This window comes from Kibdelosporangium aridum, from assembly GCF_900176515.1.
Taxonomy (GTDB): domain Bacteria; phylum Actinomycetota; class Actinomycetes; order Mycobacteriales; family Pseudonocardiaceae; genus Kibdelosporangium; species Kibdelosporangium aridum.
The window spans coordinates 1,311,988-1,335,712 of record NZ_FWXV01000002.1; the positions used below are offsets into that span (position 1 = coordinate 1,311,988).

The following is a 23,725-nucleotide window of genomic DNA, read 5'->3' on the forward strand; positions in this document are numbered from 1 at the left end:
GTGAGGATGAAGGGATCGGGGGTGGCCGGGACTCGGGTGAGCCCCGGCCACGAAGGTCACTGCAGCTTCGGCAGCGACGGCTGGACCGGCAGCAACTTGGCCGCGTTCATCACCGGCAGCGTCTGGGTGATGTCGTTGGACAGCACCTTGCCGCTGGTGACGTCCTGAACCGACGGGGCCTCAACGCCGTTGACGTTGGTGCCGCCCAGGTTCGGGACCACGTTGATGCCAGGGGCCGCCAGGCCGTTCGGCAGTCCTGCGACGTCCACATCGGACATTCCAGGGGTTTCGACCGGCAGGTCCGAGCGGGTCTGGCCGATCGGCAGCGAAGGCTGCACCGGCAGCAGCTCGGTGGCCTTCAGTGCCGGCAACGTCTGGGTGACGTCGTTGGACAGCACCTTGCCGCTGGTCACGTCCTGGATGGAGGGCAGCTCGACGCCGTTGACGTTGGTGCCACCCAGGTTCGGGACGAAGTTGATGTTCGGCAACGCAGCGCCGTTCGGCAGCCCAGCGACGTCCACATCGGACATCCCCGGGGTTTCGACCGGCAGGTCGGCACGGGACTGCTGGTGCGGGAACACGCCCCGCTTGGGCAGCCGCGGCAGCTTGTGCGCGGCCAAGCCGCCGCCACCACCGATGGGCAGGTCGATGATCGGCGCGGTGTCATCGACCTTGACCAAGGTGTTGTTCGTGCCCTGCGCGATGGCGTGCGCCACCACCGGGATCGGGATGTCGAAGACCTGAACGACAGCACCGAGCGGCACGACCTTCTGGATGCCGGACAGCGTGTGCATCGGGCCTTCGGTGGTGTACTCACCACCCACGAGCGCGGTGGTGTTGTTCTCCGCGATGCCGATGGCGTGTCCGCCAACGGACGCGGCGTTGCCGAACACCTGCGCGACCGCCGCGACTGGAACGGCGAACAGGTTGCCCGACAGCGAGCCGAACTCGCCGCTGGTCTCACCGTCGCCACCAGCCAGGACGGTGGTGTCGTTCTGCGCGTAGCCCACGGCGTTACCCACGACCGAAGCCGCGTTGCCGAAGACCTGAGCGATGCCGGCAGCTGGCACGGTCGCCAGGTTGCCGGACAGGTTGCCGCCCTTGCCGGAGGTGGTGTCGTCGCCACCGGTGACGGCGGTGGTCTCGTTCGGCCCCACGCCGACGGCGGTTCCGCCGGCAGAGGCCGCGTTGCCGAAGACCTGTGCGATCGCGGCGACCGGCACGTCGGCCAGGTTGCCGGAGATCGAACCACGGTCGCCGCTGGTGGTGATGTCACCGCCGTTGGTCACCATGGTGTCGTTGTTGCCCGTGCCGTTCACCACGCCAGCCAACGCGGCCGCGTTGCCGAAGACCTGCGCGATCGGCAGCGGTTGGACCGAGGCCACGTTGCCCGAGATCGAGCCGTCGTTGCCGTTGGTCAGGACGTCGCCGCCGGAGCTCGCGTCGGTGGTGTTGTCGGCGGAGCCGTTCACCAGCGAAGCGATGCCAGCCGCGTCACCGAAGACCTGGGCGACACCGGCACCTGGCACGGAGGCCACGTTGCCGTTGATCGTGCCGGCCTTGCCGTCGGTGGTGATGTCGCCGCCCGCGGTGGACGAGGTGTCACCCTCGACCCACGCGGTCGCCTTGCCCAGCACGCCCGCGGCCGAGCCGAAGACCTGCGAGGGCAGGGCCACCGGAACGGCTGCGACGTTGCCGGACCCGGCGCCGCCGGTGCCCTTGGCGATGACCGGGCCACCGGCCTTGACCGTGGTCTGCTTGATCGCGGTGGCCTTGGAGATGCCGCCCGCGGCGGCGGAGTTGCCGAACACCTGCACCGGGCCGGCCAGGTCGGCGACCGCTGCGTTCGACGCCAGCACACCGGCGTCGTCATTGGTGTTGGTCGGGCCACCGACGGTGGTGACCTTGTTCTCGTCGACCTTGCTGTTGGTCAGGCCGCCGAGGTTGGCGTTGTTGCTGAACACCTCGCCGGGCAGGCCGGCAGTCGGGGTCACGGCGTTGCCGCCACCCGCGCTGTCGTTGCCCGTCGTGCCGGTGTAGCCACCGGCCTTGGTGATCACGTCGTTGCAGACGTCGGCGTTGCCACGGCCGAGGACGGCCGCGGTGTTGCCGATGACCTGCGCGGGCCCGCCGACCGACGGACGCACAGCGCTGGCGCCGAGCACCGAGTTGTCGCCGTGCACAACCGAGTCGCCACCGGCAGTGGAGACCTTGTGCTCACCGACGAGTGCCTCGGCCTGGCCGCCGGCTGCGGCCGCGAGACCGAACACCTCGGCAGGCAGTGCCACGGCGGCGCTGCCCACGGTGCCGGAGGCGACGCTGTTGTCCGCGTTGGACGAGGCGTGCCCACCAGCCTTGGTCAGGGAGTCGTTGAGCGAGTCGACCTTGGCGATGCCGAGTGCGGCAATGGCGTTGCCGAACACCTCGACCGGACCGGCGACCGCGGGGTCGGCGATGGTTCCGGCCAGCACGGCGTCCTTGCCGCTGGTGACGGTGTTGCCACCGGCCTTCGACACGTCGCTGTTGCTGTGGTGGACCTTGGTCAGTCCGCCACCGGCGATCGAGTTGGCGAAGACCTGGATCGGCGACGCGACCGACGGGGTCAGCGCGGTGCCGCCACCGGCGGACTTGTCGCCGTTGGTGCTGGTCGAGCCGCCGGCCAAGGTGACGGTGTCGGTGTCGCCGAGGCAGTCCGCGGTACCCAACAGGGTTCCGGCGTTGCACGTGACGTCGGCGGTCCCGGCGATCGCGGGCTCGGCGACAGTGCCGGACAGCACCGACTCCTTGCCGCTGGTCGCGATGTAGTCGACCGCGTTCTTGCTCAGTGCCTGACCAGCGGTCGCGGCAATGGTGTTCTTCTCGTCGACCCAGCTCTTGCCGCCAGCCGAGGCCGCGTTGCCGTGCACGCCAACGGGAAGCGCGACCGGCACGCCAATGCCGGTGCCACCGACCACGGCGTTGTCACCGTTGGTCTTGATGGTGCCCGGGGCGTGCGCTTCGTCGTCCATTTCGGTGACGGCCTTGGCGATGCCGCCGACTGCCAACGCGTTCGCGGTCACACCGACTGGCGTGGCGTACTGCTGAGAAACGACATTGCCACCCAGCACACTGTTGGCGCCGTTGGTGACGATGTTGCCACCGGAGATGGTGGTGTTCTCGGACACGAAGTGCGTGGTCGCCTTACCGAAGAAGGCAACGGCGTTGCCGCTCACCCGGACGGGCATCGCCCAGTCGAGGTTGACCACGTTCCCGGCCAGAACGCTGTCCGAGCCGTCAGTCCACACCGGACTGAAGTGGGTGTCGTTCTGGCTGGAGGTGGAGTTCACGTGGGCGTCACCGCCAGCGGCGAACGCGTTGCCCTTGAACTCGACCGGCATGATGATGTGCGAGGTGGCCACGTTGCCGTGAAACGCTTCGGCAGCCTTCGGCGTGAACCGCTCGGCGCCAGGCAGTTTGCCTGCGGCGGCCTTCGCCTTGTCGACAACGGGCGCGGCCTTGGCGACCGGCAGGCCCTTCGTCACCGAACCCGTGCTCACGACAACGTCGCGGTTCACGGTCGGGAGGTCTTTCTGTCCGTACGGGGTGCCGATCGCGTTGTCCTGCACCCGTACTGGGATCTTCACCTGCGGGTCGAGCGGCGAAGCCGGCCGATCCGGGTTGACGTTCTCATTGGCAGAAGCGATGCCTGTACCGAGCATCAGCAAACCACCGGTGATCAGCGCGGTCTGAAGACCACGCCGCGCCCAGGTTTGCATCGGGGTGTCTCTCCTTTTCCTTGTTCTGTGGCAAGGGTTTGGGGGACGGGTGGTCGGACGTCAGAAGGCGTCAGGGCATAGCGACCACCCGGGTCTTTGGGGGTGGAACGCGCGGCCGGACACACGAACAGGCACACGGGCGCTGTCGAGGGCCGCGCGTGCGCTAGTCAGTCAGGGGTGACGCCGGGCTGCTCACCAGCAGCCGGGGAAACGTGCTGCGAGATCAGGCGCAGCGCCTTGGAGGTGGCGAACTCGGAACCCGAGAACGGCCAGCCGTGCGCCGCCGCGACACCGAAGTCGTCGTTCGATCCACCGTTGCCGCAGGAGCTGCAGGCGCCAGTGGGCGCGACAGGTCCAGGCAACGGCATCGGCAGCGGAAGGTGGGGGAGGGCGGGGAGTTCCGGTGCCGTGTCGCCGACCGGCGGGGCATGCCGGGGCGACTCGGCAACGGATGCACGACGCACGTCGTGCGCCGCCACTCGCTGCGGCACGGCGGAGGCGACCGGAGCGAGCTGGGGGGTGGCGGCAACGGGGTTGATCACGGGCGACGTGTCGCCTTCACCGAAGGTCAGCAGACGGGCCTTGGCCGGCGTCGAGCCGGAGCCGAGGTCGGTACCGGGCGCGGGCAGGCTCAGGTGCTCCGCGACCTTCTCGACCGTGTTCTGCACCTGACGGCCGACCTCGTCCAGTCCAGCTGGCGGTTCGGTCGGCTCGGGCAGGACCGCGTCAACGAATTCCTTGACGTGGTTGGCATCCGGTTCGACCGGTGCCGCCGCGGTGAAGGCGTCTACGACTGGCTTGAGGGCGTCCTGTCCGGACGTCTCGGCCGACGCGGTCGCCGTGGAAAGCAGCCAGACCGCGGCGGCACCACCGACGAGGACGGCGGCACGCGAGAGGATGCGCCGCACTCGAGCGGCCCTCTCAGTCCTTGCCTTGTCCACGGTTGGATGCCTGTCTTCCGGTCTGGCGAATGGTGAGCGCAACCCGGTATCGGATGGATCACGTCCGGGGTGCGACCGCAAGACTGCCAAACGTGACCCGCGTGGCGCACGCTCGACACGACCAGTCCGCCCGATCGTGTGAACCTGCTCAAGTTCGCTTCAGTAGCCGGGTTGCCCCTGCGGCAACGGTTGTGGCAAGCACCCAACCTGCGGCGATGAGGATTCCGGAGACCCATTCGGACGGTCCGTCCATCCGCCACATCTTGTCCTGGCCCAGATCGATGATGGGCAGCAACAGATCCAGCGACAGCAGCGCCGGGCTCCACACCGGATTCTGGTCCTTGTCCAATTTGGACAGATCGGTGAAGCTGAACCACACCGCGCCGGCGAGCCAGAACACCGCGATCCACACCACGGCCAGCCAAGGCCGGTAACCGAAGCCGACCGTCTTGTCCTGCAGGACACCCCAGGCCCGGCCGGGCCACGTGAGTTCCGAGTGCCGCCTGCGCTGCTTCTCCATCAGCACTTGCTCGGCGAGCTCCTCCTCACCCGCGTCGCGGTACACGGTCACCAGGTGGTCGTAGGGTCCAGGCGCGAAGTCCGGCTGCACCTGCCGCAACCACGCGAGCCGGTCCTTGACCGTCGTGTTCCCGTTGTTCTCAATGGACTCGTACACGAAGTCGTCGACGTCCACGCCTCCGGCGGCCGCCCACAAGCCAGGACCGTCGGACAACTTGCGGACACGGGCATTGCCAAGCCGCACCTCACCCTGCGGTGGCTCATCGGGGTCGAAGTGCATGAAGAGGTGGTGCGCGGTCATGCCATAGCCGTCAAATGCGACACCGCCTGGTTGACCGTCTCCTATGGCCGCATGCGAGAGATGCACGGTGTGCCGGATATCCGCGAGCCGCGCACTGACGCCACCGGACGCGACAACGTTCCTGCTGCACAACAGGTTGTGACCGATGGACGCGAACTGCAGATCCAGCGAGGGCTTACGGCTTCCGTCGGCGCGTCGGCGCGGCTCGGTGAACGTGGATCCGGTGACGTTCAGCGAGGCACCGATCTTGGCGTCCTGCAACCGGATGCACCCGGTGGCCCGCACACCTTCCAGGAACAGGGTCTCCCCGACGCTCAGCCGGTCGGCGAACAACGCGTCCCGGCCGGCACAGTGCAGCTGTGCACCGGACAGGCTGGCGCTGCCGTCGATCTTGGCGCCGGGGAACCGGACCTGGCCGTACGCGACGAGTGGTTTCTCCTTCGGCGCACCGGCGATCTCACCGGACCGGGCGTTGAGGTCGCCGCCCAGCTCGATGCCGTCGGCGAACAAGGCGTACGGAGCGCGGTACGGGTCGGGACCGTCTTCCGCGCTGCCCAACGTGGCGCCGGAGAGTTTCAGGTAGCCACCGATCCGGGCGTCCGCGAACCGGACCGGGCCGCCGGCGGTGAAGCCGTTGTCCAAGGAGACATTGCCTTCGACCCGGATGCGGTCGGCGTCCAGCGGCGGCCTGCCCTTCGGTGCGGTCAGCTCGGCGCCGGTGAACTTCATGTCGGCGCTGATGTGCGCGCCTCGCAACAGGACACGCCCCGAGGAGCGGAACCTGCCGCCACGGGCGTCGGCCAGCAGCAGGCCCTCGACCGTCATGCCACTGCCGTCGAGCGCGATACCGTCGGTGTTGGTCAGGCACGCGCCGGTGAGCTGCAGGTTTCCCCCGACCTTGGCACCGGACAGCCGCATCTCGCCGTTCGTGCGCAACACCACGGCCTGCAGTGATCCGGAAATCCGGAGTCGTGCGCCGAGGAACGGGCCGTGCAGCACCGCGCCGGACATCCGCAGCGATCCGTCGATGCTGGCGTCGGTCAGGTCCAGCGCGCCGTCGCACGTGAAGCGTGGTTCGAGGATCAGGTCGCTCTCGACCCGCAGGTTGCGGCCGATCACGCCGGGCATCCGGCACGCGTGCATGCGTAACCCGACCAGCCGCGCCATCCGCAGGTCGAGCCGGTGCTCGAAGACGCAGTCCCGCAGGTCGATCACCTGCCGGACGTGCTTTCCCTGCAGGCTGAAGTACTCGGTGATGTGCGCCCCGGACAGCCGGATCAGGCTGGGCGACTCGCTGCCGTCGAGCAGCTCGGCCAGCACCTGGCCACGGACCGGTTGGCCACCGAGATCGATCCGGTCGCCTGCCCGGAACGCCTCGACGAGCTGTTGCTCTGGATCAGTGAGCTGATAGCGGGACACCCCCGGATTCTTTCGCGCAGACCCCTGCGCGGACGGCCCATTTTGTCTGTGGGTACCGATAACGTGACGCGCGTGACAAGCGAGCCGACGAAACGGCCCCTAGCCCCGCTGGAAGTGACGAATGTGGTGCCGCGCGGCCTGCGGGTCGCCGCCGCATTGGCATGGCGGCTGGCGGTCGTCGCACTGGCCCTCTACGGGATCATGTTGGTAGGCGGGTACTTCGCGACTGTACTGGTGCCGGTGGGCATCGCTTTGCTGCTCGCGGCGCTGATGGCGCCCGCGGTCGACAAGCTGGTCGAGTGGCGGGTGCCGAAAGGGTTGTCCGCCGCGATCGTCCTGGTCGGCGGGCTCGGTGTGATCGGTGGCCTGCTGACGTTCGTGATCTCGGAGTTCTCGACCGGCCTTCCCGACCTGCAGCGGCAGGTCGGCCAGTCGCTCGACACGATCGAGAACTGGCTGCAGCAAGGCCCGTTGCACCTGCGCGACGAGCAGATCAGGGAGTTCATCAGCAACATCATCGAGACGATCAAGACCAACCAGGCCGCGATCACGTCCGGTGCGCTGACCACGGCGGTCAGCATCGGCGAGGTGCTCGCCGGGTTCATCCTGACCCTGTTCATCCTGATCTTCTTCCTCTACGACGGCGAGGGGATCTGGACCTTCCTTGTCCGCGGCGTGCCGTCGAACGTGCGCGAGCGGGTGGACGTGGCCGGTCGGCGCAGCTTCTCCTCCCTGGTCAGCTACGTGCGAGCGACCGCGGCCGTCGCGGTGGTCGACGCGGTCGGGATCGGCATCGGGCTGGCGATCGTGGGTGTGCCGCTCGCGGTTCCGTTGTCCGCATTGGTCTTCCTCGGTGCCTTCATCCCGATCATCGGTGCCGTCATCGCGGGCGCGGTCGCAGTGCTGGTCGCGTTGGTGGCGAACGGTTTCGTGGCGGCGTTGATCGTGCTGGCGATCGTGATCGCGGTGATGCAGCTCGAGAGTCACATCCTGCAGCCGTGGTTGCTGGGCCGCGCGGTCCGGCTGCACCCGTTGGCCGTGGTTCTGGCGATCACCGTGGGGTTGGTCGCGGCCGGCATCCCCGGTGCCCTGCTGGCGGTTCCGTTGCTGGCAGTGCTCAACGCGGGCATCCGGTCGTTGCTGAGCACCCGGGACCGGAACACCGACGCCGACGAGGTCGATGTGCTGGACGACGCCGGATCAAGGCCAGGGTTCCGTGCAAAAGAGTGACGCGACGACGCCGCTCTGGTCGAGCGTCGCCATCCTGCGGCTGGTGACGTTCGGCTTCGCGGTCGCGGCTGTGATCGTGCACCACGACCAGTACCAACGGCCGACGCTGGGCTGGGTGGTGCTCGGCCTGATCGCGGTGTGGACCGCGTTCACGGTCACCGCCTACCTGCTGAAGTTCGGCCGCCGGGTGGCGGTCGTGTGGACGGACGTCGCGGTCACGTGCGCGCTGATGTACACCTCGGTGTGGATCTTGTCGCCGCAGCAGATGGACGAGATCGCGCCCCTGATCACGACCGTGTGGGCGAGCGAACCGCCGATCGCGGCAGCGGTGTTGAACGGCCGGACTGCCGGTGTGCTCGCGGGCATTGCCGTCGCAATCGCCACGGGCTTTTCGCGTGGGGCGCTGACAACGGACGTGACCAGGGACGCTGTCTTACTGATGGGCAGCGGGTTTGTCGTTGGGTTGGCGTCAGTCACTGCACGACGTGCGCAAGAACGTATGGCTCAGGCGGCACGTGCTGAGGCCGCGACCGCCGAGCGTGAACGGCTCGCCCGAAGCATCCACGACAGCGTCCTGCAGGTGCTCGCGCGGGTTCGCAAGCGTGGCAACGAACTCGGTGGTGAAGCCGCTGAGCTGGCCAGGCTCGCCGGTGAGCAGGAGGTCGCGCTGCGATCTTTGGTCGCCGCCGCACCACCGGAGTCGACCGCGGACGGCACGGCCGATCTCGGACCCCGTCTGCAGGTCATGGCAACTGGGACCGTGCAGGTCTCGGTGCCAGGTACGCCGGTGCAACTGCCTGAGTCGATCGTCACCGAGCTGACCTCGTTGGTCTCCGAGGCGTTGTTGAACGTGGTCAAGCACGCAGGCGATGGCGCTAACGCTTGGGTCCTGCTGGAAGACCTCGGTGACGAGGTGGTGATCAGCGTGCGGGACGACGGTGCCGGAATTCAGGCCGGACGGCTGGACCAGGCGGCATCCGACGGCCGAATGGGAGTGGCCCGGTCCATTCGTGGGCGTGTCGCCGACCTGGGTGGCACGATCACCCTGGAGACCGCGCCAGGGGCGGGTACCGAATGGGAGATCCGGATCCCTCGGGAACCGGATAAGAAGGGGCGGCACAAAGTGGGAGGTGCGCGATGACCACGGCAACGATCTCGGTCATGGTCGTCGACGACCACCCGATGTGGCGCGACGGAGTGGCCCGTGACCTGACCGAACGCGGCTTCGACGTACGGGCGACGGCCGGTGACGCGGGTGCCGCGGTCCGGATCGCCAAGACGGTCGCGCCCGATGTCGTGCTGATGGACCTGCAGCTGGGTGAGGAGTCCGGGGTGGACGCGACCCGCAAGATCGTGCGGGACCTGCCGGATACCCGGGTGCTCGTGCTGTCGGCGAGCGGTGCGCACAGTGACGTGCTCGAGGCGGTGAAGGCCGGTGCCTCGGGCTACATCGTGAAGTCCGCGTCGGCCGAGGAACTCGTGGACGCGGTCAACCGGACCGCGCACGGCGACGCCGTGTTCACCGCCGGGCTGGCCGGGCTCGTGCTCGGCGAGTACCGCAGGATGGCGGCCGCGCCGGCGGAAGCCGAGGCCGCGCCGAAGCTCACCGACCGGGAGACCGAGGTGCTCCGGCTGGTGGCCAAGGGCATGACCGCGCGGCAGATCGCCGACCGGTTGGTCCTGTCGCACCGGACCGTGGAGAACCACGTCCAGTCCACGTTGCGCAAACTGCAGCTGCACAACCGGGTGGAGCTTGCTCGTTACGCGATTGAGCACGGACTGGACGCCGAGTGACAGTAGGGTTTTCGCGTGACTGACCCACGCGACCTGAGGGTGTCCGACAGCGAACGTGAGCACGTCGTGGGACTGCTGCACAAGGCACTGGCGAACGCTCTGATCTCGCTTGAAGAATTCACCACTCGCACCGAGACCGCGCTGGCCGCCATCACGCGCTCGGAGCTGAACGCGGTGCTGATCGACATTCCCGGGTTGGTCAACACGGAGACCGTGCCGGACCAGCGGCTCGAACTGCGCAGTGTGCTGTCGAAGATGCGCAGGCGCGGCCGGTGGGACGTGCCCAACGAGCTGGTGCTCAGATGCGACCAGAGCTGGTGCGAACTGGACTTCGCCGTCGCACGGATCCCGTACCAGCTGGTCAAGATCGAGTTCGACGTCCGGGCGGCGCACGTGCGGTTGAAGCTGCCGTCCGAATCGGCGTTGGACGCGACCGCGCTGCAGGTGATGAACTGCCGCTACCTCAACAAAGTGCGGCCAGGGCCGCAGCCGGGGCCGCAGTTCGTGCTGAGCGGGAAGGTGCGCGGCGGCACGCTGACCATCACGCGACCCGTGGCACTGCGGCTCGGGTCGGTGATGGTGCGCTTCCCGTTGAAGATCGATCGCGTCGCCGAGTACTAGGACAGCATCGCGTGCACGGTCGCCCGCGCGTCGGCGGGCGTGTGTGACACGAGCGCTGCCCTGGCGACCTGACGGAAGTAGTCCTCGGTGTGTTTGGCCAACGCGGCGCCGACTTTGCGGATCGCGCTGGCGTTCATGGACAGACTGCTGATGCCGAGTCCGACGAGAACACCCGCGAGGTTCGGGTCCGCGGCTGCCTCACCGCACACGCCCGCTGGCTTGCCCGCCCGGATCGCTGCTTGGCCGATCATGCCGATCAGCCGGAGCAACGCGGGTTGCCAGGGGTCGTTGAGCGTCGCGACCGCGCCGAGTTGACGGTCCGCCGCAAGGGTGTACTGCGCGAGATCGTTGGTGCCGATGCTGACGAACTCCACGACACCGAAGATCTCGTCGGCGACCAGCGCAGCGGCCGGGACCTCGATCATCACGCCTGCTCGCTTGATGCCCGCGGCGTGCGCGCGATCGGCGAACCACGCGGCTTCCTCGACAGTGGCGACCATCGGCGCCATCACCGAGACATCGGCACCCGTTTCCTGGGCAGCGCCAACGATCGCAGCAAGCTGACGGTCGAGCACGTCGACCCGTTCACGGGAGACACGGATGCCGCGCACACCGAGAGCCGGGTTGGGCTCGGGGTCGGGTGCGAGGAAGGCGAGTGGTTTGTCCGCGCCGGCGTCGAGCGTCCGGACGATGATCGGTTTCCCGTGAAACGGTGCCAGCACCGCGGCGTACGCGGACTGCTGTTCTTCGACGGTCGGTTCGTCGGTTGCGTCCAGATATGAGAACTCTGTCCGGAACAGACCGACGCCCTCGGCACCGGCTTCCACGGCGGCTTTCGCGTCCTTGGGCGCGCCGACGTTCGCCAACACCTTGACCCGCAAGCCATCGGAAGTCGTGCCCACGCCGTTCCACTCGTCAGCGGCGGCGACTTCCGCGGCGAACGGCGTGATCGGGCTGCTCGGAATCTCGACCGAGCCGGTGGCACCGTCCACGATGAGCTGCGCGGGTTTCGCCGCCAGCACACCACGAACCGCGACGACCGCGGGAATTCCCAACGCCCTCGCCAGAATCGCGGTGTGGCTCGTCGGCCCGCCCTCCTCGGTGACCAGCGCCAGCACCTTCGCCGGATCGAGCCCGGCGGTGTCCGCCGGCGCGAGGTCTTGCGCGACAAGCACACTCGGCTCGGTCAACTCGGGCACACCGGGCGCGGCGATGCCGAGCAGGTCGGCGACCACGCGATCACGCACGTCCTCGATGTCACGGACACGCTCGGCCATGTATCCGCCCGCCGCCCGCAACGCGTCGGCGAAACTGGCCGCGGCTTCGTAGACCGCACGAGCAGCAGGCAGTTGTTTGGTGGTGACGAGTTGTTCGGCCTGCGTGACCAGCGAGGGGTCCGCGGCCATCATCGCCGTGGTCTCCAGGAGTTGTTTCGCCTCACCGGATGCCGCTTTCGCACGCGCGTTCAGATCGGCCGCGATCCGCTGCGCGGCCGGTCCGATCCGCTGCGCCTCCGCCGCGGGGTCCGCAGGAGGTGGGCCCGCGGGTGGTTCTCCCGCTGGCTGCGCCACCACGACTACCGGGCCCGCGGCCCGACCAGGACTTACGCCGACGCCACTGAGCATGGCCCGGAGATTACCCGCCAACTTCGTCCGCTGTGGGATACGAAGGCTGCGCACCCTTGCGGGTGACTGAGATGGCGGCCACCTTGACAGCGAGTTGCGCCGCGGTGACCAGATCCTTGCCCCTGGCGAGTTCGGCCGCGAGTGCGCCGGTGAAAGCGTCGCCCGCCCCGGTCGTGTCCACCGCGTCCACCTTGGGTGATTCGACTTGCTGGGTGCCGTCCGCCTCGATCACGAGTGCGCCGCGGGCACCCAACGTGACGACGGCTGAACGCGGTCCAAGATCCAGCAGCCCGCGTAGGTCGCCTTCATCGCCCATGAGTTGAGCGGCTTCGTGCTCGTTGACCACGACCGGGTCCAACGCCGCAAGCGTTTCCGCGGACAACTGGGCCATTGGCGAGATGTTGACAACCGGTCGAATTCCGCGTTCCACGGCCACCGCGACAGCGTGTTCCACAGTCGCCAGCGGGACTTCCAACGACGCCACGAGCACACGCGCGTCGGCGAGTTCAACGTCCTGTTCGGTGAGTGCGGAGTTGGCGCCCGGCGAAACGAGGATGGAGTTCTCGCCATCCGGAGTCACGAAGATGTACGCGACACCAGTCGGCCGATCACTGCGGCGGACCAAGGAAGTGTCCACACCAGCCGAGCCCAACGATTCCAGCAACAACTCGCCGTACCCGTCACGGCCGACCGCGCCGAGCAAAGCCACCTTCGCACCGAGCTTGGCCGCGGCGACGGCGGTGTTGGCGCCTTTGCCGCCCGGCAGTACGGACGTGTCCGAACCGAGCACGGTTTCCCCTGGACCAGGCCGCCGTTCCACGGCAACTACCAGGTCGGCATTGGCCGATCCCACCACGATAAGATCAAGTCCGAGATCAACACCCACGGGCGTCACCTAACCATGCACCGTCGTTGACTTCTCGTGCGCATCTGTTAACGATTGCGGCTCTCTGTTGATGGTTGATGCCACAATGTGAGTGACAGTCGTGTATACCCGTCGGGTACAGGTAAGACCCGCGCTGCGACCATCATCGCGGCGTTGGGGTTCAGTTCGCCGAAAGGCGTACTGAACTTCTGTGCTGTCGGTGTCGGTCGTGTAGCCCCCCGAGCGACCGGCACCGACAGCACATAAATTCGTGGACGGTGTCGGTCGTGTAGCCCCGCAGTGCCGATCCAGGGCGAACCGGCACCGACAGCACATAAATTCATGGACGGTGTCGGTCGTGTAGCCCCGCAGTGCCGATCCAGGGCGAACCGGCACCGACAGCACATATATCCCTCAAACCCTCTCCAACTCTTTCTCCTTTGGTATATCAACTTCGCCAACCCCGGCTTTCTGCTGAAGCCGACGGAGAGGCTGCGGCGCCCACCACACCGCGTCGCCAAGCAGCCGCATGATGGCCGGGACCAGCGTCATTCGTACGACCGTCGCGTCAAGAATGAGAGCGACAATCATTCCCACGCCGACAAACCGCATCATCGAAAGCTCGGACAGCGCGAATGCGCCGGTGACCACGATCAGCAGAAGCGCGGCCGCGCTGATCATCCGGCCGGTGCGGACAAGTCCGGTCTGGATGGAGTCCGCTGTGCTCATCCCGGCGTGCCGGGCCTCGACCATCCTGGACAGCAGGAACGTCTCGTAATCCGTGGACAGTCCGAACACGACCGCGCCGATCAGCACGAACATCCCGGCCTGCAATGGTTCCGGGGTGACGCCGAGCAGCGAGGCACCGTGTCCGAACTGGAACACGAAGGCCAGCACGCCGTAGGTCGCCGACAGGCTCAACGCGCTCATCAGGACTGCCTTGAGGGGCAACAAAACCGACCCGAAGGCGAGGAACATCAGGATCAACGTGGCGACCACCAGGATCCCGATCATCAGCGGCGCGTTATCCACAATGGACTCGTTCGCGTCCATCACCTCGGCGGTCAGACCACCGACCAATACCTGTGAACCGCCCGGCGGTGCCAGCGCGCGCAAACCTTCCACAGCACCGCGTGCGGCGTCGCCGACGGGTTCGCCCGCCAGCTGGGCGTGGATCAACGTGACGCCGTCGCGGCCGCCTGCGACCGTGGCTTGTTCCACGCCAGGGACTTCGTTCACCTGCGAGACAAACTGGTCCACGTTGGCGGGCCCACGCACGACAATCTCCGCGTTGTTGCTGCCGACCGCGGGGAAGTTCTGGTTGATGGTCTCGATGGCCTGCCTGGTCGGATCGTCGGCGGGCAGCTGCTTCTCGGTCACCGCGCCGAAGCTGACCTTCGCGAACGGCAGTGCCATCACCAGCAGGACAGCCAGGATCGGCAACGCGAACACGACTGGCCGCTTCATCACCGCCCGGCCAAGGCGAGCGAGCCCGCGCGGCTCGCTGGCCGCTTTGTCGCGCCGCCACGGCAGAGACAGCTTGTCCACCTTCGGCCCGAGGATGCCGAGCATCGCGGGCAACAAGGTCAGCGAGATCAGCGCCGCGATCGCGACCGCGGACATTCCGCCGTACGCCATGGACTTCAGGAAGTCGAGCGGGAACACCAGCAGTCCGGCCAAGGCGATCACCAGCAGTGTCGCCGAGAACGCGATGGTCCGGCCCGCGGTGGCCACTGTCCGGCGGACGGCTTCGGCCGTACTGCGGCCTTCGGCGAGTTCTTCGCGGAACCGCCCGACAGCGAACAAGCCGTAGTCAATGGCCAGGCCAAGGCCCAGCAGAGTGGCCACGTTGACGGCGAAGTTGTTGACGTCGACGGCGTACGACAGCGCGTTCAGCACACCCAACGATCCGAGAATCGCCAGTCCACCGACGAGAACCGGCAACAGCGCGGCGACCACGCTTCCGAAGATCAGCAGCAGCAACGCGAGCACGACCGGGAGGGAAATGGCTTCGGCCATGGTCAGGTCGGACTTCGACCGCTCACCGATGGTGTGTTCCATCGCGGTGTTGCCCGCGACTTGTTCCCGCAGTCCGTCGATGGCCAGCTTGTCCTTGACGCGTTCGAAATTCGCCAGCCGCGCGCTCTCGTCGTTGCCTGTGAGGGTGATGGTCACAAGGCCGTATCGTTTTCCGGCGTCGGCAAGCGCGGGATTCTTCGTTTCCCAGTATGAAACGCGTTGTTTGACGGCGTCGGCGGGCAACGTGTTGAGCTTGTCGATGACTCGGGTAGCCAAGGACGGATCGTCGACGCTCTTGCCTTCACCGGCGTCGTAAACCACAACGACATCGCTTTCCCGCTGGCCAAGGGCCTGCTCGGCGATCCGGCCCGCCTCGGCGGACTGACTGGATTCGTTGTAGTACCCGCCTTGTTTCATGCGGTCGAAAACACCCAAACCCCAGAGTCCACCGAGGACTGCGAGGACAAGTACCGCGATGAGCACCGTCCACCGGCGGCGATATGCCACCATTCCCCACCTGTTGAACACGTACTCGTCCTCCCGTTTCGGTGGTGCACGACGGCAGTCGTTGACTACGGTCGGCGTGAACGGGTCAGAAACTCGGTAAACACCGTTCACTGTCACTGAGGGTCAGGGTACGGGCGGTTAACGGTGTTTACAAGACGATGGAGTCAAGCATGAGCGAGCCCACACGGCGCGAGCGTGCCCGGGCAGCAACGGATCGCGAGATCCGCCAGCAGGCACGCACCCTGCTGATCAACGAGGGACCGGAGGCGGTCACGCTGCGCGCGATCGCCCGGCAGCTCGGGATCACCGCACCGGCGCTCTACCGCTACTACTCCTCGCGCGAGGACCTGGTGCACCACGTCCGGATGGACATCTGCGCCGATCTCGCCGACGACCTCACCGCCGACCTGGCCGAAGTGCCCGAGCACGACACCGTGCTGCAGGTGATGACCATCTGCCGTGGCTTCCGGCGTTGGGCGCTGGCCCACCCGCGGGAGTTCTCGATGGTCTTCGCGACCCCGCAGAGCAACAAGGACGCCATGTCCGCCGACCCGTTCGGCCGGATCTTCCTGTCGGTCGCGGGCAAGGTGCTGATCACCAAACAGCTCAGCCCGCCGCCGGACGACGCCGTGCCGCTGCCCATGCGGGCGGATCTGGAGGCCTTCCGCGCGGACCTGCTGTCCACGATCGCGCATTCGGGCGTGACCGTCCCGGACGACATCCTCAGCATCGGGACCGCGTACATGATCCTGCAGTTCTGGGTGCGGCTGTACGGCCAGGTCGCGCTGGAGGTGTTCGGGCACTTCCCGATGTTGATCACCAACACCGAGAACTTCTTCGAGATCATGCTGGCCGACCTGGTCGCGGACGCGGGCCTGACCATCGAATGAAGAATGTCGGCATGTCGTATGCCGAACGCCGCAAGGAGATCACCGAACGCGCCCCGCACGCCGACTTGGCCGCGGTGTGGGACGAGGACCCCGACCTGGCGCTCGACATGGCCGAGGTGGTCAACCACCTGCCGACGCTGCACCGAGGCCTGACGTCCGGAGTCGTGCAGGAGCAGAGACGGGTCGCGGCCTCGTCCAGCCTGCCCCGGCTTGATCCGCAGGTGGTCGCCGAGGCACTGCCTGACCTGCCGATGGACGTCCGGCGTGTGTTGTTCCGCCGGACCAGGACCAAGCGGATGACCACGCTGGCCGACGCTGTCCTGCCGTCCGTCCACGAAGTGTGGGGCGCGGCCGAAGCGGCGAGGTTGCTGCCGGTCTGCAGCCGTCCAGTCGTGGCGGAGTGGCTGCCGAAGCTCGAGCACGCCGTATCGATGAGCGCGATCGCCAAGCGATACCCGGACTTGATGCTGGACAAGGCTCGGGCCGAACTGCCAAAGGCGGACCGCGACGCCTGGTGGGCACGCCATCTGTACGCGATCGACGAACTGATCCCGCACGACCCCGCAGCGGTGCTCGACCTGATCGAGCGGTACGGGCCGTCCGTCCACATGCCGTTCTCCCAGGCCAGATCGGGGTATCTGGCGCAGGTCGACGCCGGCCGTTTCATCAACCAACTGCGCGACCGCACCTACCGGCTCAGCAGGACCGCTTATCGCGCGTTAGTCGAAGCCAACCCGCCCGAGTTGGTGTGGCTCGGCCGTCAGGACGTGCTTCCGGTGCTGCGTGCGATGCCACCGTCACGCCGAGAAGCGTTCTGGGACGCGGTCAACGCCGACAAAGACATGAGCCACGCGGACATCGGCTTGCAAACCATGCGCGCTTTGCCTCGCAGGCGGCGCGCAGACGAAGCCCGTCGCATGCGTGCCATCGCGTTGGCCAAGGGCGAAGAGACCAAAGCGATCCTGCTCGCGCAGTTCCTGCCGTACGACGAAGCCCGCGAGACGCTGACGAAGCTGACCTACGCCGGTGAGGCGACGGACCGGCAGCTGGGATACAAGCTGTTGATCGCGTGTGCCGCCAAGGACTTCCGCCTCGCAGAACTGCTTCCATGGCTGGCTGACCGGCTCAAACGCGACCAGGATCCAGTGCGCCTCGGCGCCTTCCGGGCGTTGGCCGCGGCAAGCCCTCGTGCCTTCGGCGAGGCACGTGAGCTGAGTCAGATCGCCACAGACGCCTTCAACGCCCGGGACCTTTCGACAGGCTCGACCGACGCGTTGCTCCGGTTGTGCTTCAGGCTGGTGGCGCACAACGATTCCCAGGTCGCGCTGGGAATCGTCGAGGCGCTGTGGAAGCGGGACGGGTGGACCGCACTGCCCAGACTCGACCTGACACTGCGGCGCGGCCAGGAACATGAGATCTACCGTGCCCTCGCACCGGTCATCAACGAACACGCGGGCTGGACGATCTACTACCCGGCTCTGATCCTGATCGCATCACTTGGCCGCCGCGCATGGCACATGCCTGACCTGCTCGAACCATTGTGGGCAGCGATCACCGAAGGCGACGATGACGACGCCAGGTCCGCGATCCGGTACCTGCTGGCGGATCCACGCACTCGCAGCGAGCGAACCGCGCGGATCCTCCAGATCGAACCGAGTGCGGTCTTCCTGCCGCAGGTCATGGCCGTTGTCCAGTCGACAAGAATCGATCTGCTCGACGTGGTGTTCGGTGAGCCGCCACAAGGCCGCTTCGCACCCGGCGACGTCCAGCGGGTCCCGTTGGGAATGCGGCAAACTCACCGCTGGCTGCCCAGGCAACGCGACCGCTACGCGCAGCTGCTGGAGGCTGTGGCGGACTCGGACCACGCACGAGAAGTCCGCGCGTCCGCGATCCGCACATTGGGAACAGTCCGTGGCCACAATGCTGTGCGCTACCTCTCCGCAGAGGACGAGCTGATCGCCCAAGCGGCACTCGCCGTGCTGCCGTTCCACGAAGACCCGGTGGAAGCGTTACGGCTGTTGAAGGAGCGTGCGTTCTCCGGCGCGCGTGGCCAGGCCGAGCTGACCGCGATGTACACGATCAGGGGATGCGCCCGCCGGATCGCGCCGAGCAAACTCGCTGATTCCCTTGCCGTGCAAAGCGGTCCGGTCACCGTTCGCAAAGAACTCGTTCGGCTGATCAGTGACTTCCGCTTGCCGAATGCGATCGGGCTGTTGCACCAGGCGTGGCATGTGGACAACCAGCACCGCGATGTCCGTGCCGCGATCGCGTTCCAGGCATTGTCCTGGTTGGACGACCCGAGAGCGTGGGAACTGTTGCGCGCGGCCATAACCGGGCCACGCGAGGTAGCCATGCAGACGCTCCGAGTCCAGCCGTATGTGGTTGCCTCCCGGCATCAGGCAGGCATTGCCGCGCTGATCCACGAAGTCGCGCTGGGCACCGATGACCGGTTGCGCGGGGATGCGTTGTCGAGCCTGGGCAACTGGCTGACGGTGTATCCCGAGGCGCTTGCGGTGTTGAGCAACGCGATCACGGACCTCAACGAGCGTGCGTCCTGGCGCAACGCGGTCAACAGCCTTGTCTACAAAATGAACCTGCCCGAAGTCGGCGGCGCTGTGCTGGCCGTTCTCCGGACGCTGGCCCAGGACACAACCCACGACGCCGAAGCCGGCCGAGACCGGCCAGCGCTGCAGCGAATCCGCGCGATCTTCGACGGGCTGGTCCAGATGTCCACCTGGCGACAGGTCATGCACACCTACGCCGGCACGCTGATCGAAGAATTCGGTGATCTCGAAGAGATCCGGCGGGATCTGGTCCGGCTGCGGCTCGCGACCATCCAGTCGGACTCAGCCGCAGTGACCGTCGACCTACGTGCGGTCGACAACCTGGTCGCAGGCCGACCGCTGTTGGCAAGCACTGTGGCTTGGCGGCCGTGGCCGCACCATTGGCACGCCGACTCGATGCTGGCCGCCGCCCGTGCCGTTCAGAGCGGGCACCTGGCGCTGCGGGTCCTTGCCGTCGGCGGACCGCATTTCGGCTGGCCCGAGGGCTGGCGTGCACTGCTACGAGAGCTGCGCCAGCACTCGGACGCCGACGTGCGGGACGCCGCCATGCAGATCATGACGGCGTCCGAATAACTCAGAGGACCACGTTCACCAGACGGCCAGGGACCACGATCACCTTGCGGGGCTCGTTGCCCTCGGTCAGCGCGACGATCTTCTCGTCGGCCAGGGCGGCGGCCTTCACGTCGTCCTGGCTCGCGTCCGCGGCCACGGTCACCCGCGAGCGGACCTTGCCGTTGACCTGAACCGGGTACTCGATCGTGTCCTGGACCAGGTATTTCTCATCCGCGACCGGGAACGGGCCGTGGATCAGCGAGTCCTTGCCCAGCCGCGCCCACAGCTCCTCCGCCACGTGCGGCGCCAGCGGGGCCAGCATCAGCACCAGCGGTTCGACCAGGGCACGCGGGGTGCCCGCGGCCGAGCTGTACGTCTTGGTGATGTGGTTGTTCAGCTCGATCAGCTTGGCGCCCGCGGTGTTGAACCGCATCTCCTGGTAGTCCTCACGGACACCCGCGATCGCCTTGTTCAGTGCGCGCAGGTCAGCCTCGGTCGGCTCGTCCTCGGTGACCCGCAGTTCACCCGAGACCTCGTCGACGACGTTGCGCCACAGCCGCTGCAGGAACCGGTGCGCACCGACGACGTCCTTGGTCGCCCACGGACGGGAGACCTCCATCGGGCCCATCGACATCTCGTACAGCCGGAACGTGTCCGCGCCGTAGGTCTCGCACATCTCGTCCGGCGTGACCACGTTCTGCTCGGTCTTGCCCATCTTGCCGTAGGTCTGGGTGACCTCCTGGTCCTGGTAGAAGAACTTGCCGTCCTTCTCAACGACCTCGGCGGCGGGCACGTACTGGCCACGCGAGTCCAGGTAGGCGTACGCCTGGATGTAGCCCTGGTTGAACAGCTTGCGGTACGGCTCGGGCGAGGTGACGTGGCCCAGGTCGAACAGCACCTTCTGCCAGAACCGCGAGTACAGCAGATGCAGCACCGCGTGCTCGACGCCACCGATGTACAGGTCCACACCGCCCGGGTCGTTCGCGCCGAACTTCTCCGGCCGCGGGCCCAACCAGTACTGCTCGTTCTGCGGGTCGACGAACCGCTCGTCGTTCGTCGGGTCGACGTACCGCAGCTGGTACCAGCACGAACCGGCCCAGTTGGGCATCGTGTTGGTGTCGCGGCGGTAGGTCTTCTTGCCGTCGCCCAGGTCCAGCTCGACGTGCACCCAGTCGGTCGCGCGCGACAGCGGCGGCGACGGCTCGGTGTCCGCGTCCTCCGGGTCGAACGTGGTCGGGGAGTAGTCGTCGACCTCAGGCAGCTCGATCGGCAGCATGCTCTCCGGCACCGCGTGCGGCAGACCGTCCTCGTCGTACACGATCGGGAACGGCTCGCCCCAGTAGCGCTGACGGGAGAACAGCCAGTCGCGCAGCTTGTACTGGATGGTGCCGCGGCCGTGGCCGTGCTCCTCCAGCCAGGCGATGATCGTCTTCTTGGCCTCGTCGATGGCCATGCCGTCCAAGAAGCCCGAATTGATCGCCGGGCCCTCACCGGTGTACGCGTCGCCGTCGAAGCCCTCGCTCGGCTGTACGGTCCGGATGATCGGCAGGCCGAACTCCGTGGCGAAGTCCCAGTCGCGCGCGTCCTGGCCCGGCACGGCCATGATCGCGCCGGTGCCGTAGCCCATCAGCACGTAGTCGGCGATGAACACCGGGATCTTCGCGCCGTTGACCGGGTTGGTCGCGTACGCACCGGTGAACACACCGGTCTTGTCCTTGTTCTCCTGGCGGTCCAGTTCGGACTTCATCGACGCGGCACGCCGGTACGCCGCAATGGCCTCCGCGGGCGTCGCGGCGCCGCCGGTCCACCTGCTGTCCACATCGGACGGCCACGCGGCCGAGGCGATCGTGTCGACCAGCGGGTGCTCCGGCGCCAGAACCATGTACGTGGCACCGAACAGCGTGTCCGGCCGGGTGGTGAAGACCTCGATCTCACCGCCGTCCACCGCGAACTTGACCTGCGCGCCGTGCGAGCGGCCGATCCAGTTGCGCTGCATGGACTTGATCTTGTCCGGCCAGTCCAGCCGGTCCAGGTCGTCGATCAGCCGGTCGGCGTACGCGGTGATCCGCATCATCCACTGGCGCAGGTTTCGGCGGAACACCGGGAAGTTGCCGCGCTCGGACCGGCCGTCCGCGGTGACTTCCTCGTTGGAGATCACCGTGCCCAGCCCGGGCACCCAGTTCACCGGCGCGTCCGACAGGTACACCAGCCGGTAGGAGTTGATGATCTTCTGCTGCTCGGCGACGGTCAGCTCGCACCAGTTGCGGCCGTCCGGAGTCCGGCGCTTGTCCTGCGCGAACTCGGTGATCAGCTCGTCGATCGGCCGGGCCTTGCCCGCCTTCTCGTCGTACCAGGAGTTGTAGATCTGCAGGAAGATCCACTGTGTCCACTTGTAGTAGCCGGGGTCGATCGTGGCGATCCGCCGCCGCTCGTCGTGGCCCAGGCCCAGCCTGCGGATCTGCCGCAGGTAGGTGTTGATGTTGTCCTCAGTGGTCTTGCGCGGGTGCTGCCCGGTGCGGATCGCGTACTGCTCGGCGGGCAGGCCGAACGCGTCGAACCCCATCGTGTGCAGCACGTTGCGGCCCTGCATCCGGTGATAACGGGCGAAGACGTCCGTGCCGATGAAGCCCAGCGGGTGCCCGACGTGCAGGCCCGCGCCGGACGGGTACGGGAACATGTCCTGGACGAACATCTTGTCGTCAGGGACGTCGCCAGCGAGCGGGCCGACCGGGTTGGGCGCCTCGTAGGAGCCGTGCTCCTGCCAGTACTGCTGCCACTTCCGCTCGATCTCGCCGGCCAGCGCGGCCGTGTAGCGGTGCGCCGGTACAGCCTCAGCGCTTTCGCTCATCGCCAGTCCTTCCCTGGAATTTCGGCCCTGAACAACGCGAAACCCCCCAGCCCGGTTCGGACATGAGGGGTCGCCGCGCCAACCAGATTCCTGTAGGTCAGCGCGGCCAGCGAAGAAGTCGGCGGGCCGTGCCCATGTCACCGAGGATAGCGGACCGCCAAAGCGACTATCTGAGTGACCTGCGACGCGGAGAAGTTGTTGTCGCTGATCAAGATCAACGAGCGCTCCCCGCGTCCGAGCGACGGGCCCCACGTGATGCCCTCGATGTTGTCCACCCTGCTCAGCCCGACGTCGGCCAGGTCGACGAGCAGCTTCTTGCGCATCGGCTTGGCACCGGCCAGGCCCTTGCCGTTGACGTTGGACGCGCCAAGTGTGGACGCCTCGAAGATCCGGATCCTGTTGCCGACGCCGGTCGCGAAGGACCGCTCCACGACCAGCACCCGCGTCGGGTCGAGCGGGTCGGCGGCGACGATCGAGGAGATCCCGTTGTCGGCCGACGCGGTCGGCGGCACCGGCCGGGTGAAGATCGGCTCCACTGGGTAGGCGTACTGCGCGATGACGTGACCGGTCCGCGTCTGCACGGTGATCCGCGACAACGCGCCCGTGTCCGGAGTCGGGATCGGCCCGTCCTCCTTGAGCGCGCTCTCCACCGAGCTGATGATCAACGCGCCACCGGCCGCGTAGGTCAGTCCTTCGAGAGCGAGGTTCGGCCGCGGCCCGGTGGTCGCGGTGACGTGCAGGTTCTTCGGCAACAGCACGTCACCCGCGAACTTTCCGGTCCGGGTGGCGTTCTGGATGAACGGGTCGAGGGAGAACGGCGCCACGCCGCCTTCCTGCGACCAGGTGTAGCGCCCGGTCCACGGGTCCACCCGGATCTCCTCCGGGTCGACCGCGTTCGTCGGGTAAGCGGTCCCGTCTTTCTGCAGGAACGGGTACGTGCCGGTGAACTCGACACCCAGCCCCTTGGCCTGCACGTCGATGCGCGCGGTGTAGAACCGCGCCGGGTTCAGACTCGACCGGTCGTCGCTGATCAGGACGTACTCACCGGTTTTCGGATCACGGTCGATGCCGGACAGCCCGCCGACCGTGGTGCCTTGGAAGATCAAGGCGTTCGGCACGACCGTCTCGCCGAGCAGGCGCACCCGCTGCGAAGCCGACGCCGGTGCTGCCAGCAGACCCGTGGTGATGACTGCGGCGGTGGCCGCCGCGATGAAACGCACAGACATGGCGTGAAGCACATCCGATGAGGGTGTCCGTTGGGTTGAATGCACCTGA

At 67.2% G+C, this 23,725-nt stretch carries 14 protein-coding genes; 6 read left to right on the top strand and 8 right to left on the bottom strand.

Features of this window, described 5'->3' with window-relative positions:
* Nucleotides 1-56: 56 nt before the first annotated feature.
* From B9C43_RS15795 to B9C43_RS15805, 3 genes are all read right to left on the bottom strand, one after another.
* Nucleotides 57-3,755 (bottom strand): beta strand repeat-containing protein, encoded by a 3,699-nt coding sequence (locus B9C43_RS15795; RefSeq protein WP_084427163.1) that lies wholly within the window; start codon nt 3,753-3,755, stop codon nt 57-59.
* Between the two features lie 167 nt (nt 3,756-3,922).
* Nucleotides 3,923-4,663: a hypothetical protein gene (locus B9C43_RS15800; protein WP_084427165.1), complete on the bottom strand. Its 741-nt coding sequence runs from the start codon at nt 4,661-4,663 to the stop codon at nt 3,923-3,925.
* A gap of 181 nt (nt 4,664-4,844) precedes the next feature.
* A complete protein-coding gene (locus tag B9C43_RS15805) occupies nt 4,845-6,935 on the bottom strand; it encodes a translocation/assembly module TamB domain-containing protein (RefSeq protein ID WP_084427167.1) in 2,091 nt (696 codons plus the stop codon).
* 72 nt (nt 6,936-7,007) lie between these two features.
* On the opposite strand from B9C43_RS15805, the gene B9C43_RS15810 reads away from it, so the two are divergent.
* The 4 genes from B9C43_RS15810 to B9C43_RS15825 are packed head-to-tail and all read left to right on the top strand — an operon-like array spanning nt 7,008 to nt 10,580.
* Complete coding sequence (locus B9C43_RS15810; RefSeq protein ID WP_235038630.1) at nt 7,008-8,165, top strand: AI-2E family transporter; 1,158 nt, start codon at nt 7,008-7,010, stop codon at nt 8,163-8,165.
* On the top strand, nt 8,152-9,306 hold the full coding sequence (gene macS, locus B9C43_RS15815; RefSeq protein WP_327222583.1) for a MacS family sensor histidine kinase: 1,155 nt from the start codon (nt 8,152-8,154) through the stop codon (nt 9,304-9,306). Before B9C43_RS15810 ends, macS begins: the two co-directional genes overlap by 14 nt.
* On the top strand, nt 9,303-9,959 hold the full coding sequence (locus tag B9C43_RS15820) for a response regulator (RefSeq protein WP_084427171.1): 657 nt from the start codon (nt 9,303-9,305) through the stop codon (nt 9,957-9,959). Before macS ends, B9C43_RS15820 begins: the two co-directional genes overlap by 4 nt.
* A 15-nt stretch (nt 9,960-9,974) precedes the next feature.
* Entirely contained in the window at nt 9,975-10,580 is a 606-nt protein-coding gene (locus B9C43_RS15825; protein ID WP_084427173.1) for a DUF1707 SHOCT-like domain-containing protein, read from the top strand.
* Here the strand turns inward: B9C43_RS15825 and ptsP are convergent.
* The 3 genes from ptsP to B9C43_RS15840 form a co-directional block, all read right to left on the bottom strand.
* Entirely contained in the window at nt 10,577-12,205 is a 1,629-nt protein-coding gene (ptsP, locus tag B9C43_RS15830; RefSeq protein ID WP_084427175.1) for a phosphoenolpyruvate--protein phosphotransferase, read from the bottom strand. The two genes, B9C43_RS15825 and ptsP, sit on opposite strands and share 4 nt — an antisense overlap.
* 10 nt (nt 12,206-12,215) lie before the next feature.
* A complete protein-coding gene (locus tag B9C43_RS15835; RefSeq protein ID WP_235038631.1) occupies nt 12,216-13,091 on the bottom strand; it encodes a ribokinase in 876 nt (291 codons plus the stop codon).
* Between the two features lie 393 nt (nt 13,092-13,484).
* Nucleotides 13,485-15,713, bottom strand: a complete 2,229-nt coding sequence (locus B9C43_RS15840) for an MMPL family transporter (RefSeq protein WP_235038632.1) — start codon at nt 15,711-15,713, stop codon at nt 13,485-13,487.
* Nucleotides 15,714-15,766: 53 nt separating this feature from the next.
* On the opposite strand from B9C43_RS15840, the gene B9C43_RS15845 reads away from it, so the two are divergent.
* Together B9C43_RS15845 and B9C43_RS15850 are read left to right on the top strand one after the other, a co-directional pair.
* Complete coding sequence (locus tag B9C43_RS15845) at nt 15,767-16,486, top strand: TetR/AcrR family transcriptional regulator (RefSeq protein WP_033380161.1); 720 nt, start codon at nt 15,767-15,769, stop codon at nt 16,484-16,486.
* An 11-nt stretch (nt 16,487-16,497) separates the two neighbouring features.
* A complete protein-coding gene (locus B9C43_RS15850) occupies nt 16,498-19,623 on the top strand; it encodes a hypothetical protein (protein WP_143446349.1) in 3,126 nt (1,041 codons plus the stop codon).
* Nucleotide 19,624: 1 nt separating this feature from the next.
* On the opposite strand, the gene leuS is transcribed toward B9C43_RS15850, so the two are convergent.
* The gene (gene leuS, locus B9C43_RS15855) at nt 19,625-22,450 is read right to left on the bottom strand and encodes a leucine--tRNA ligase (RefSeq protein WP_084427179.1); all 2,826 of its coding nucleotides are present in this window, start codon (nt 22,448-22,450) and stop codon (nt 19,625-19,627) included.
* Nucleotides 22,451-22,587: 137 nt separating this feature from the next.
* The gene (locus tag B9C43_RS15860; RefSeq protein WP_084427181.1) at nt 22,588-23,676 is read right to left on the bottom strand and encodes an esterase-like activity of phytase family protein; all 1,089 of its coding nucleotides are present in this window, start codon (nt 23,674-23,676) and stop codon (nt 22,588-22,590) included.
* Nucleotides 23,677-23,725: the final 49 nt, after the last annotated feature.